The organism is Halomonas sp. 707D4, assembly GCF_024158685.1.
In the GTDB taxonomy this organism is placed as follows: domain Bacteria; phylum Pseudomonadota; class Gammaproteobacteria; order Pseudomonadales; family Halomonadaceae; genus Vreelandella.
This window is the reverse complement of the sequence record NZ_JAMZBD010000056.1, coordinates 1-10,794: the sequence shown is the minus strand read 5'-3', so window position 1 is coordinate 10,794 and position 10,794 is coordinate 1. Positions and strand designations below refer to the sequence as shown.

Annotated in this window: 17 protein-coding genes; 9 read left to right on the top strand and 8 right to left on the bottom strand. The window is 63.0% G+C overall.

Features of this window, described 5'->3' with window-relative positions:
* From BIS11_RS04155 to pdxH, 3 genes are all read left to right on the top strand, one after another.
* A partial coding sequence (locus BIS11_RS04155) for an NAD(P)H-dependent oxidoreductase (protein ID WP_253585758.1) occupies nt 1-424 on the top strand: 424 nt, incomplete at its 5' end.
* Nucleotides 421-813 carry a DUF2069 domain-containing protein gene (locus BIS11_RS04150; protein WP_253421402.1) on the top strand — a complete coding sequence of 131 codons (393 nt, stop codon included), beginning with the start codon at nt 421-423 and terminating at the stop codon, nt 811-813. The genes BIS11_RS04155 and BIS11_RS04150, both read left to right, overlap by 4 nt.
* 41 nt (nt 814-854) lie before the next feature.
* Entirely contained in the window at nt 855-1,499 is a 645-nt protein-coding gene (gene pdxH / locus BIS11_RS04145; RefSeq protein ID WP_253421405.1) for a pyridoxamine 5'-phosphate oxidase, read from the top strand.
* Nucleotides 1,500-1,520: 21 nt separating this feature from the next.
* On the opposite strand, the gene BIS11_RS04140 is transcribed toward pdxH, so the two are convergent.
* Entirely contained in the window at nt 1,521-4,268 is a 2,748-nt protein-coding gene (locus tag BIS11_RS04140) for a bifunctional acetate--CoA ligase family protein/GNAT family N-acetyltransferase (RefSeq protein WP_253421408.1), read from the bottom strand.
* A gap of 136 nt (nt 4,269-4,404) precedes the next feature.
* Here BIS11_RS04140 and BIS11_RS04135 point away from each other — a divergent pair, with 136 nt between their 5' ends.
* Together BIS11_RS04135 and BIS11_RS04130 are read left to right on the top strand one after the other, a co-directional pair.
* On the top strand, nt 4,405-5,349 hold the full coding sequence (locus tag BIS11_RS04135) for a histone deacetylase family protein (protein WP_253421412.1): 945 nt from the start codon (nt 4,405-4,407) through the stop codon (nt 5,347-5,349).
* 55 nt (nt 5,350-5,404) lie between these two features.
* Nucleotides 5,405-6,037: a helix-turn-helix domain-containing protein gene (locus BIS11_RS04130; protein WP_253421415.1), complete on the top strand. Its 633-nt coding sequence runs from the start codon at nt 5,405-5,407 to the stop codon at nt 6,035-6,037.
* Nucleotides 6,038-6,039: 2 nt separating this feature from the next.
* Here BIS11_RS04130 and BIS11_RS04125 read toward each other — a convergent pair whose 3' ends face one another.
* From BIS11_RS04125 to BIS11_RS04105, 5 genes are all read right to left on the bottom strand, one after another.
* A complete protein-coding gene (locus tag BIS11_RS04125) occupies nt 6,040-6,390 on the bottom strand; it encodes a TusE/DsrC/DsvC family sulfur relay protein (RefSeq protein ID WP_253421417.1) in 351 nt (116 codons plus the stop codon).
* 1 nt (nt 6,391) lies between these two features.
* The gene (tusB, locus tag BIS11_RS04120; RefSeq protein ID WP_253421420.1) at nt 6,392-6,679 is read right to left on the bottom strand and encodes a sulfurtransferase complex subunit TusB; all 288 of its coding nucleotides are present in this window, start codon (nt 6,677-6,679) and stop codon (nt 6,392-6,394) included.
* A 9-nt stretch (nt 6,680-6,688) separates the two neighbouring features.
* Nucleotides 6,689-7,054 carry a DsrE family protein gene (locus tag BIS11_RS04115; protein ID WP_253421421.1) on the bottom strand — a complete coding sequence of 122 codons (366 nt, stop codon included), beginning with the start codon at nt 7,052-7,054 and terminating at the stop codon, nt 6,689-6,691.
* 9 nt (nt 7,055-7,063) lie between these two features.
* Nucleotides 7,064-7,453 (bottom strand): sulfurtransferase complex subunit TusD, encoded by a 390-nt coding sequence (gene tusD, locus BIS11_RS04110; RefSeq protein WP_253421423.1) that lies wholly within the window; start codon nt 7,451-7,453, stop codon nt 7,064-7,066.
* A 71-nt stretch (nt 7,454-7,524) separates the two neighbouring features.
* Entirely contained in the window at nt 7,525-8,205 is a 681-nt protein-coding gene (locus BIS11_RS04105; protein WP_227390494.1) for a Bax inhibitor-1/YccA family protein, read from the bottom strand.
* Nucleotides 8,206-8,364: 159 nt separating this feature from the next.
* Here BIS11_RS04105 and BIS11_RS04100 point away from each other — a divergent pair, with 159 nt between their 5' ends.
* Both BIS11_RS04100 and BIS11_RS04095 read left to right on the top strand, forming a co-directional pair.
* Nucleotides 8,365-9,201, top strand: a complete 837-nt coding sequence (locus BIS11_RS04100; protein ID WP_367399064.1) for a dienelactone hydrolase family protein — start codon at nt 8,365-8,367, stop codon at nt 9,199-9,201.
* Nucleotides 9,202-9,270: 69 nt separating this feature from the next.
* Nucleotides 9,271-9,444 (top strand): hypothetical protein, encoded by a 174-nt coding sequence (locus BIS11_RS04095; protein ID WP_253421425.1) that lies wholly within the window; start codon nt 9,271-9,273, stop codon nt 9,442-9,444.
* Between the two features lie 24 nt (nt 9,445-9,468).
* Here BIS11_RS04095 and BIS11_RS04090 read toward each other — a convergent pair whose 3' ends face one another.
* Nucleotides 9,469-9,645, bottom strand: coding sequence for a hypothetical protein (locus BIS11_RS04090; RefSeq protein WP_227390492.1), 177 nt, complete (start codon nt 9,643-9,645; stop codon nt 9,469-9,471).
* Between the two features lie 101 nt (nt 9,646-9,746).
* Between BIS11_RS04090 and BIS11_RS04085 the strand changes: the two genes are divergently transcribed.
* Nucleotides 9,747-9,920: a hypothetical protein gene (locus BIS11_RS04085; protein WP_253421428.1), complete on the top strand. Its 174-nt coding sequence runs from the start codon at nt 9,747-9,749 to the stop codon at nt 9,918-9,920.
* 51 nt (nt 9,921-9,971) lie between these two features.
* Here the strand turns inward: BIS11_RS04085 and BIS11_RS04080 are convergent, their stop codons facing one another.
* Nucleotides 9,972-10,193 carry a hypothetical protein gene (locus BIS11_RS04080; RefSeq protein WP_253421430.1) on the bottom strand — a complete coding sequence of 74 codons (222 nt, stop codon included), beginning with the start codon at nt 10,191-10,193 and terminating at the stop codon, nt 9,972-9,974.
* Nucleotides 10,194-10,391: 198 nt separating this feature from the next.
* Here BIS11_RS04080 and BIS11_RS04075 point away from each other — a divergent pair.
* Nucleotides 10,392-10,794: alpha/beta-hydrolase N-terminal domain-containing protein (locus BIS11_RS04075; protein ID WP_301286410.1), on the top strand; the 403-nt coding region annotated here is incomplete at its 3' end.

The window sequence follows — 10,794 nt, the reverse complement described above, 5'->3', positions numbered from 1 at the left end:
CGATCTACGCCACTGCGCGGGCCTGGCGCTGGGCAGCCCCACGCGTTTCGGCAACATCGCCGCGCCTCTCAAGTACTTTCTCGACACCACCAGCGGGCTCTGGATGAACGGCGCGCTGATCGACAAGCCCGCCACCTGCTTCACCTCGTCGTCGAGCCTGCACGGCGGCCAGGAGAGCACGCTTCTGACCATGCTGGTGCCGCTCTTGCACCACGGCATGGTCTACGCGGGCATTCCCTACAGCGAAACCGAGCTGATCGAGACCCGCTCCGGCGGCACCCCCTACGGGGCGAGCCACGTGGCCGGCGCCCGCGCCGACCGCTCGGTGGACGAGCACGAGCGTGCCCTGTGCGTGGCCCAGGGGCAGCGCCTGGCCCGGCTTTCGCTCGCGCTTCACGCGATGCGCGGCGAAAAGCGGACATGAGGTGGCTCGACGATTTCGAACGGCGCCACGGTATCGATGCCTTGACGCACACGACGCGCCGCCTGGTGCTGGCAAGCTTCGTGGTGCTGCTGGCGCTGGTGATGTTTCGCGGCTTCATGGTCCAGGGCGACGAGTATCAGTGGCGCCCGGTACTCGCTTTCGTGCTGCCGCTGATCCTGTTTCTACCGTCGATCATCGCCCAGCGTCCTCGTGGCCATGCGTGGCTCGCCTTCGTCAGCCTTCTGTACGTGGCCCAGGGCGTGATGTTCGCCTCTGCCACCGGACAGATGCTGCGCGGCGCGCTCGAGGTGCTGGCCGCCCTGGGGCTGTTCGCCGGTGCGCTCGGCTACGCGCGCTTTCGCGCCCGGCAAATCCGCGGCGCGACATGAGTGATGTACACTAACGTCAACAACACAAGGGAGCAGGCACCATGACCCGTAACATTGCCGACGTTCGGCGTGACTACGAAGGCCGCCACCTGGACGAGGCCACTACCCCGACCGATCCGCTGGCGTTCTTCGGCGAGTGGCTGGACCTTGCGCTTCAAAGCGATGGCCAGGACGCCAACGCCATGACGCTCGCCACTGTGGACAGCCAAGGGCGCCCCCATGCCCGGGTGGTGCTGCTGAAAGGTTTCGACGACCAAGGGCTGACCTTCTACACCAACTACCACAGCCATAAGGGCAGCGAGCTCAGCAACGTCCCCTTCGCTGCCGCGACCTTCTGGTGGCCCGGCTTGTCGCGTCAGGTGCGCGTCGAAGGCCCCGTCGAGCAGGTGGCGCCGGAAGAGTCGGATGCCTACTTCGCTAGCCGCCCGCGCGGCAGTCAGCTGGGCGCCTGGATCGCCACCCAGAGCGTGGTGATTCCCGATCGCAACTGGATCGAGGAGCGTCAGACCCGCTTCGAGCACGCCTACGCGGACCAGCAGATCCCGCGCCCGATCCACTGGGGCGGCTATCGCATCAAGCCCGACATGATCGAGTTCTGGCAGGGCCAGCCCAGCAGGCTTCATGACCGCCTACGCTTCGAACGCCAGGGCGACGGTCCCTGGAGCCGCTTCCGCCTCGCCCCGTGAGTCCGTCAACGAGCCGGGCGGCTAGTCCGCCAGGCTCTCGAGGCGGTGGCGCTGCCATTCGCTGTCCGGCTCGTTGAGGCGCAGCACCGCGTCGATCACTTGCTCCTCCATGTTGTAGCGGCTCTTGAAGCCGAGCTTTTTCATCAGTGCACGCATGGGGTGATTGTCCATCATGATCTTGCCGATCATCTCGATGGTGCCGATCCCCTTGCAGTAGGCGATCATCTTCTCCATCAGCAGCCGCCCGATCCCCAACCCCTGCAGGTCATCGCGCACGATGATCGAGAACTCGGTGCGAATGTTGTCGGCATCGTTGTAGACCCGTACAACGCCGAGCATCTCCTTGCTGCCGTCGTCGTGCTGGTGCTCGGCGATGAAGGCCATCTGGCGGTCGTAGTTGATGTGCGAAAGGATCGACAGATCGCGCTGGGTGAGGCTTGCCTTGTTGTGGAAGTAGCGAAAGCGGATGCTCTCCTCGGAAAGCCGGGTATGAAAGCGGGTGATCAAGGGCGCATCCTCGGCGCGGATCGGGCGAATCTCGACCTGCCAGCCGTTGTTCAGCGTCACCCACTCGCGCAGCTCCTCCGGATAGGGCATGATCGCGAACCGCGCCGGCGCCCCCAGGTCCAGGGCGAAATCCACCGCCAGCATGCCGTCGCGGTTCAAGAGCAGCGGATTGAGCTCGAGCCCGCGCAGCTCGGTGAGATCCGTCGCCATCTGGGATAGTTTCACCAGCAGCTGGCAAAGCCGCTCCAGATCGCGCTCCACGTCCGCCGAGTGCTCGCGAATCAGCGAAGCGGCGTGGGTGCGCCGGACCACGTCGGCGGCCAGGCTCATGTTGAGCGGCGGCAGCGCCACCTGGCGATCCGCCAGCACGTTCACCTTGTAGCCGCCGATGCCGAACACGATCAGGGGCCCGAACACCGGGTCACGGGTGATGCCGGCGCAGATCTGCATCGAGTGCTTGCCGCGCTGCATGGGCTGCAGGCAGAACTCCTTGATGGCGTACTCGGGAAACTTCTCCTGTACCTTGGCGCCCAGGCGCTGCATGCCCTCCTCCACCTGCTCGGCGGTTTCCAGGTCCTGCGTAAGCCCGGCAGAGAGCTTGTGCGGATGGCGGCGGTAGCGGTAGGGCCGGCAGTTGCCCTCGTGGACCACCTTGAGCGCCTTGGGGCCGTCGAAATGACCGCCATTTTCGTGCGCCTCGCGCGGGTGCTGCAGGTAGACGCTCGGCGCCGTGGGAATGCCGTAGGCCTCGAGCACCTTGGCGGTTTCCGAATGGCTCAGCGTCTGGCGTCCGGCGGCGCGCGCGCGCTCGATCAGCGCACGGCACTCGGCGCGATCCTCGGCGCGGGTGGTGAAGGTCAAACTCGGCGGGATCTCGTGGAGCAGCGCCTGCACCCGCTGGTAGTCGACCATGTGCATGAAGGCTTTGACCGCCTTCTCCGGCGAGATGTAGGTGGGAATGCCCGCTGCGCTGCACAGGCCGCGCGCATTCAAGGCCTCCTTCAACCCCATCCAGCTGGTCAGAAGGTTGCGCTTGAAGCGCTTGCGGTGGTCGACCAGCGCCTGAGCGGTCTCGACCGATGGCGCGAGCCGCGTGGGCGCATGCACCACCAGCACCGCATCGACGCCAGGGTCGGCGGTGACGATCTCAAGCGCATCGACGAAGCGGGCGGGCGTGGCGTTGCCGCCCACGTCCACCGGATTCTCGCCGGGCTTGCTCATGTCCACTCGGCGCCTGGTGAGCGCCGTACGGGTCTCGTCACTGAAGGTGGCGAGCGTGCCGCCGGCGCTGACCAGCTTGTCGATGGCCAGCATCGCCGGGCCCAGGCCGTTGGAGACCACCGCAAGCCGGTCGCCGCGCAGCGGGCGCATGCGCGAGAGCGTCTCCAGCGCGTCGAACAGTTCGTCGGAGTCGTCGACCCGCACCACCCCGGCCCGGGCGAAGGCGGCATCGAACACCACGTCGCGATTGATGATGCCGGGTGTCGGCGGCATGCCGGAAAGGTCCGAGGCCGGCGTGCGACCGCTCTTGATCGCCAGCACCAGGCGGTTGCGCGAGGCGTCGCGCACCGAGGTCATGAAGTGCTGGGAATCCATCACCCGCTCGAGATGAAGGAGGATCGCTTGGGCCGGCGAGAACTGGTTCACGTAATCGATCAGATCGGGCAGCAGTACGTCGACGCTGTCGCCCACGGTGATCAGGTGGGAAAAGCCCGCCTCGCGCCCGGCGGCCCAGTCGATCATGGCGTTGGCGAGCATGCCGGACTGGCCGAGGTACGCCACTCGCCCGGGCCTGACCGGCTGACTGGCGTAGGAGGCATTGAGCTTTCTGCCTGGCACGATCAGGCCCATGCACTCCGGCCCGAGCACGCGCATGCCCGAGGCGCGGGCAGCGTGGAGCATCTGCTCGCGAATCGAGCCCTCGTCGCCCTGCTCGCGATCGAGATACGCCCCGCCGGAGAGGACCAGCGCCGCCTTGACGCCCTTTCTGCCCAATTTGCCGATCAGCTGCGGCGCGCCTTCCACCCGGGTACAGATCACCGCCAGGTCCGGCGTGCCCGGCAGATCACTCGCACTCTTGAAGCAGGCGGTACCGAACACGTCGCGGTAGCCCTTGGGGTTCACCGCCCAGAGCGTGCCGGTAAAGCCGCCTTCCTGCAGGTTACGCAGCACCAGGCCACCCAGGGATTCAGGCTTTTCGGAAGCGCCGAACACGGCCACGCTGCGTGGTTCGAAGAAGTGGTGTAAAAAACGTGTGCTCACGAACGCCTCTCCCGAAAATGTGCCACTCTCTGTGTACGAGCTTTCGATGTACGAGCTATCTGTTTACGACCTATGACCAGTGTCGCGCAAGCCCACATGACGTTTAAGGTAGCCTGACGATAAACGGAGCGAGCGCATGATCACCGCCTACCTTACCCATCCCCACTGCATCTTGCACCACATGGGGCCGGAGCACCCGGAAAGCCCGGCGCGGCTCGAGGCGATACGCGCGCGCCTGTCGCTTTGCGGACTCTTGCAGCAGACCATGCAGGGCGAGGCGAAGGAGGCGCCCCTCGAGGCGCTCGAGCGTGTCCATCCTGCCCGCCACCTCCGGGCACTGGAAAAGTGTTTGCCCAGCGAAGGCCTGGCGGCGCTCGACAGCGACACCCTGATGAGTCCCGATTCGCTCAAGGCCGCTCGAGTCGCGGCCGGCGCGGTCATCAAGGGGGTGGACCAGGTCTTCAAGCGCCAGGCGGACAACGTCTTCTGTGCCGTGCGCCCGCCGGGGCATCACGCCGAAGCCACCGATGCCATGGGGTTCTGCTTCTACAACAACGTGGCCGTGGGCGCCGCCCACGCCCGGGCCAGGCATGGTGCACGGCGCGTGGCGATTCTCGATTTCGACGTCCACCAGTGCAATGGCACCATCGACATCTTCAAGAACGATCCGAACGTGCTGATCTGCACGAGCTTTCAATATCCCTTCTACCCTTGGCGCTACCTGAGAAGCGAATGGCACAACGTGGTCAACACGCCGCTTGAAGCGGGATGCGACGGCGCGGCGTTCCGCGCGGCGGTCGAGCGCCACTGGCTGCCCGCCCTGCACGCCTTCAAGCCCGACCTAGTGCTGCTCTCCACGGGCTTCGATGCCCACCGCGACGACCCCATGGGCGAGCTTTGCCTCGATGACGAGGATTACTACTGGGTCACGCAGCTGGCGATGGAGATTGCCGCGCTCTACGCCGAGAACCGGCTGGTGTCGGTGCTGGAGGGTGGCTACAACCCGGTGTCGCTCGCCAGCGGCTGCGAGGCCCATGTCAAGGCCCTGCTCGGCCTGCCTTTCGCGCCGCCGGCGGCTTGAGCTGCTGGCTGTGGTACCATGACGCTCCCCAAGCATTCGACGACGGGCAGAAAGCATGACGGAGAGCTATGACGAACAGGCGGCGCTGCGTATCGCATCGGGACGCAAACCCTTCGTGGAACCGCTGCGCCTGGGCCTGCGCCTCAAGGAGATCCGCCTGACCAACCAGTGGACCCTGGAAGATGTCAGCCAGCGCACCGGCCTTGCCCGCTCGACGCTCTCCAAAATCGAGAACGACCAGGTCTCGCCGACGTTCAGCGTGGTCCAGAAGCTGATCGCCGGGCTCGATATCGACCTGCCCCAGCTCTTCACCCCGCCCAAGCGTGAGCAGTACACCATGGGCCGGCGCGATTTGACCCGCAAGGGCAAGGGGGAGCTTCATCCGACCCCCACCTACGAGCACGAGCTCCTAGGCCATCAGCTCGCCCAGAAACGCATGATTCCCTTCAAGACCATCGTGCGCGCCCGGGACTTCGCCGAGTACCACCAGTGGGTGCGCCACGACGGCGAGGAGTTTCTGATGATCCTCGAAGGCGAGATACTGCTCTACACCGAGTTCTACGCCCCGCTCGCGCTCGGCCAGGGCGACAGCATCTACTTCGACAGCGACATGGGCCACGCCCTGGTTTCGACCAGCGCCCAGGATGCCGTGGTGCTGTCGGTCTGCACCCGGGGCGATCTGGTCTAGCGTCACAGGCAGTTGGTGGGCTTGGGCAACCCACCGAGGCGAGCCACGCGCCGGGCGGGGCTTTCGGGGAAAAGCCCCATCAGGTAGATCGAACTGCCCTTCTCGTCGCCTAGCGCCAGCCGGGTCGCCTTGACCAGTGCGCGCATCGCCGGGGCCATTTCGAAGCGTGCATAGAAATCCCGCGCCACGCGCAAAACCTCCCAGTGTGCTTCGGTCAGCGTCAGCCCTTCCTCCTGCGCCAGCCGCTCGGCGACCTCTGGTGACCAGTCCGTCATGTTTACCAGGTATCCTTCAGGATCGAGTTCGATGTTTTCTTCTGCATCAAGATAACGGTATAAACTTGTATCGTTCATGTCAGTACCACGTCACGCTCCGGGTATGTCGCTCGCTCAAGGCCACGAATCCTTCCATATCGATGGTAGGAACTGCACCGCTTTTGGCCGCTTCGAGAAGTCCTCGTGATGCCAGGTCTTCCTCCAGCAGATAGAGTCGGCCCCGGCAGCGCTCGAAGCCTGGCCAGTGCGGTGATAGGCAAGCCTGCACGGCCTGCTCGAGCAGCACCACCTCGTCGGACTCGCCCACTACGGCGAGCATGTCGTCGGCCCGGGCGTTTGCCGGCGCCTTGTTGAGAATATGCAGCATGCTCCGCCCTCAAAAATGCAGAATGTCGCGCCCGCCGCGATACAGCGCGGCCAACTCGGCGTTCGAGATCACCTGTGCGGCAGGTATCAACTGCTCGGCGGCAAGCCCAAGCCTTAGAAGGCTCTCCTCTGCCACCAAGAGCTCGTCGATATCGTACATCTCGAGCATCGCGAGGATAGGGTGCACGGCTTTCTGTCCCGGTGCCCCCGCCGCCTGGTCCTTGACCAGCGCCAGCACCCCCTGCCCCTGGAAAAGTAATGTGACCGGCTCGCCGAAGGCCGCCGCAACCAGGGCAACGTCGAGACCTTCACGCAGGGTGTTAGAGTCGTAAGGAGCACGGCTGAGCGTGATCAGGCGGGAAACGTCATCGACCATGGCATCCTCTCAGGCAAAAGTCAGGAAACGGTCGCAGCGGCGCTGCAACTCGAGCAGTTGGCCCAGCCCGGTCAGTTCGAAGGGGGCATCGAGACTTGCATGCTCGAGACCATGTCGTCTAGCTTCGGCGTCATCCAGCACGCCTCGCCGCAGAGCAGCGGCGATGCAGACATCCAGGGAAGTGCCGTGTGCTTCGTGCAGCGCGACCCAGGCGTTTCGCAGGTTGAGTTCGTCCTGAGGCGGGCACATCAATGAAGAGGCATTCATCACCCCTTCCTGGTAAAAGAAGACACCGGCCAGCTCGTGGCCTTTCGCTATCAGCGCCTGGGCGAATCGCAGCGCCGAGTGGGGCGCCGGGCTTGTATAGGGCGCCCCCGTGACCAGTAGCCCGTACTTCATGCACGCTCTCTCTTGATAAAAAAAAGACCCTACCGAAGTAGGGCCTGTTTGGGTAGCGCAAATTGTATCGATCAGTCGTTGCTCATGATACCCAGGATGGACAGCAGGCTGATGAACAGGTTGTAGATCGACACGTAAAGAGAGATCGTCGCGAGAATGTAGTTGGTCTCGCCGGCACGGTGAACGATCTCGCTGGTCTGGTACAGGATCGCTGCAGAAGCGAACAGCACGAAACCGGCAGATACCATCAGCGACAGCGCCGGAATCTGGAAGATCAGCCCCGCCACCATGGCCAGTACCAGCACGATGGCGCCGGCCAGCAGGAAGTTGCCCAGGAAGCTGAAGTCCTTCTTGGTCATCAGCGCGACGGCGGAGAGACCGATGAAGGTCAGGCCCGTCATCGCCAGCGCGTTCATGATCAGCGCGCCGCCGTTGGGCAGTGTCAGGTAGGCCGAGATGATCGGACCCAGCGTGAAGCCCATGAAACCGGTGAAAGCGAAAGTGGCGAGTAGCCCCATCGCGGAGTTGGCGGTCTTGTGGACCAGGAACATCAGCCCGTAAGCGCCGATGAAGAAGACGAAGATGTTCATCTGCTGAATGCCCAGTGCAATGGCTGCACCTGCAGTCACGGCAGAGAACAGCAGCGTCATGGCCAGCAGCGCATAGGTGTTGCGCAGTACCTTGTTGGCTCTAGCACCGCTGACCGCCTGTTCGTTATGCGGTCGTACGGTATGCGAATCGTTGAACGCCATGGTCTAAGCTCCCTAGTGGTCGTACTAACAACGGACAAGCATGCCGTCCCGTAGTTCCAGACGCAAGCCCTTGAAGTTCAAAAAGACACTTGCCTTGGACGGTGATTCAACGCCCCGTGGCCTCGGTCATATCATTACCTATACCACCTGGAGCGACAAATGCGAGCACAATTTCTACATCGGCCTTTGGTCGGTCATAGCGCCGTACAGCCCATCGCGTCTTGCAAACGCCCTGCCATTTACCCATACATCAAATACGTTATTGCCTGTACGGCCATGGCGGTCAGCGCACAGGCGCTCGGCTATTCGCCAAGTGGTGAAGATGTCGACTACCAGGTCGACGACGAAGCTTTCGAAGGCTATTTCGTCAAGGCCAAAGGCACACCGAGAGGCAGCGTTCTGCTCGTGCACGACTGGGATGGCATCGACGATTACGAGCGTGAGCGCGCCGACATGCTGGCCGAACAAGGCTTTGACACCTTCGCGGTCGATCTTTTCGGTGAAGGCCATCGCCCTCAGGCAATGGAGGAGAAACAAGCAGCGACTCAGGCGCTCTATGGTGATCGCCAGCGAATGCGCGAACTCACCCAGGCAGGACTCGATCAAGCGCATGCATTGGGAGCAGCGACCGGCACCATCGTGTTGGGCTACTGCTTTGGAGGCGCCGTGGCGCTCGAGATGGCGCGTGAAGGCAACACCGATGGCATCGCAGCCTACGCGAGCTTTCATGGCGGACTTGAAACGCCGGAAGGACAAGGTTACTCGAGCGATACGGCACCGCTCTTCATCGCCCACGGCGGCGCCGATGAATCGGTGAGCCTTCAGGACGTGGCCAGCTTTGCCGATGAGCTCGAACAGGCCGGTCTGAATTACGAAATCGGCATCTACTCCGGTGCGCCCCACGCTTTCAGCGTCTTCGGAAGCGACCGCCATGATCAGCAAGCGGACGAGCGCTCCTGGCACACCTTCCTGGCTTGGCTCGACGAGACACTGTGAGCGTGCCCTTCTCCATTACATGAAGATGCACTACGTTTAGAGTTCGCTCATCCAAGGAGAAGGATTGTCATGACTCGATTTGCCGTCTATCGCGCAGTGAAGGAAGATGCCGCCATCGACGCGGAACCCGAATGGTGGGTCGTCGATACCCGGGAAGAAGTGCCACTGGTCCATCAACGCGTAGCGACCAAGCCAGAGGCGGACGAGGTGGTCGCCCGCCTCAACGACGAAGACGATCAATGATCGTTTGACGCCACGCCGCTTCTTTCAACTCTCCACTTCGCGAAGGTCGTCGACGCTCACCCCTTCGGGCAGCTCGTCGGCCTTGGCGGGAAGCCATACGGGATTGAAGTCGCTGTCTTCGCGACCGTCGTCGAACGTGTGACCGGGAATACGGTAGACCACGCATTCTCGCTTCACGTCCCAGGCATAGACTCTTTCCATCACACCACCTCGCTGTCTTGAACACACCCGGCGATGCGCTTCTCGCGTCATCGCTGGTATCATCATAGGGTGTCACTCACGCAACCGTCTTGGAGACTTCAATGAAACATCTTCTGACCCTCGCCCTCATCGGCGTCATGCTGGCCAGTGCAGGCTGCGCCTCCGGCCCCTCCTCGTCGCGCAGCGCCGAGTGCCGCAAGCAGGCCGAGGAGATGGGAGACACGATGCATTACGGTGACTGCCTGCGCGGCGCCCGCACTCAGAGTGGCTTCTGATTCGCTTTGGCGAACGAAAAAGGCCCGGTCATTGACCGGGCCTTTGAGTATCTAGTCGCGATCGGCCTTGTGCGAGGCCTCTCTCAACGTCTTTTCGAGGGAGTGATGATCGTCATCGGCATCATCGACGAGGAATTCCGAATGCGGATGGTGGTGCTTGGGCTGAACATCGGCGCCGCACTCATCGCATTTCTGAGGATCTTCTGGCGGACCTTTCTTCGCTGAAGGGTCATACTCCTTGCCACACTTGTCGCATTTCTCGATATGCTGCATGTTGTCTCTCCTGACCTAGCCACTTCTCCTATTGAACACGGCGTGTCGCAATAGGTTCCTTGATCCACGTTGCCCAAAGCCTTTACCGGCTCCGGTTGCGTGGCACGAAGCGCGCTCCTGTTATTGTCGGCGCTTCATCTTCCAGTATAGGTGGATCTGATAAACTATCCTTGGAATTCAATTTTTTATAGGTAAAGAATGTCGCAGTCTTTCAACGCCAGACACCCTTCGTGGCGGATACGGCGCTTTCTGGAGCACTTCTCGAGCACGGGGCTCATCATGGCCACGCTCCTGTTCGCCCTTTCGCTCACGCCGAGCCTGGTGCCACGCCCGCTGCTTGCCCAGGGCATCGTTTCGGGGCTCTGCATCAGTGCCGGTTACGCGATCGGCGTGCTGCTTCACGAAGCATGGCGCTATCTGCGACTTCCCGAGCCCCGCGCGCGCCTTCGCCGCCTGGTCTCCCGTGTGGCCTGGCTCGTTTGCGCCCTGGTCGCCGCCCTGTTTCTCTGGCAGGCCTCCAACTGGCAGAACGGCATTCGGCTGCTGATGGGCATGGAGCCCGACAGCGCTACTCGCGGGGTGAGCATCGCCGCCATTGCCC

Coding starts and splice junctions, on each gene's coding strand:
- BIS11_RS04090 (WP_227390492.1), bottom strand. CDS start 9,645: ATGGAAAGAGTCTATGCCTGGGACGTGAAGCGAGAATGCGTGGTCTAC.
- BIS11_RS04080 (WP_253421430.1), bottom strand. CDS start 10,193: ATGCAGCATATCGAGAAATGCGACAAGTGTGGCAAGGAGTATGACCCT.
- BIS11_RS04150 (WP_253421402.1), top strand. CDS start 421: ATGAGGTGGCTCGACGATTTCGAACGGCGCCACGGTATCGATGCCTTG.
- BIS11_RS04100 (WP_367399064.1), top strand. CDS start 8,365: ATGCGAGCACAATTTCTACATCGGCCTTTGGTCGGTCATAGCGCCGTA.
- tusB (WP_253421420.1), bottom strand. CDS start 6,679: ATGCTGCATATTCTCAACAAGGCGCCGGCAAACGCCCGGGCCGACGAC.
- BIS11_RS04115 (WP_253421421.1), bottom strand. CDS start 7,054: ATGGTCGATGACGTTTCCCGCCTGATCACGCTCAGCCGTGCTCCTTAC.
- BIS11_RS04105 (WP_227390494.1), bottom strand. CDS start 8,205: ATGGCGTTCAACGATTCGCATACCGTACGACCGCATAACGAACAGGCG.
- tusD (WP_253421423.1), bottom strand. CDS start 7,453: ATGAAGTACGGGCTACTGGTCACGGGGGCGCCCTATACAAGCCCGGCG.
- pdxH (WP_253421405.1), top strand. CDS start 855: ATGACCCGTAACATTGCCGACGTTCGGCGTGACTACGAAGGCCGCCAC.
- BIS11_RS04095 (WP_253421425.1), top strand. CDS start 9,271: ATGACTCGATTTGCCGTCTATCGCGCAGTGAAGGAAGATGCCGCCATC.
- BIS11_RS04085 (WP_253421428.1), top strand. CDS start 9,747: ATGAAACATCTTCTGACCCTCGCCCTCATCGGCGTCATGCTGGCCAGT.
- BIS11_RS04125 (WP_253421417.1), bottom strand. CDS start 6,390: ATGAACGATACAAGTTTATACCGTTATCTTGATGCAGAAGAAAACATC.
- BIS11_RS04130 (WP_253421415.1), top strand. CDS start 5,405: ATGACGGAGAGCTATGACGAACAGGCGGCGCTGCGTATCGCATCGGGA.
- BIS11_RS04135 (WP_253421412.1), top strand. CDS start 4,405: ATGATCACCGCCTACCTTACCCATCCCCACTGCATCTTGCACCACATG.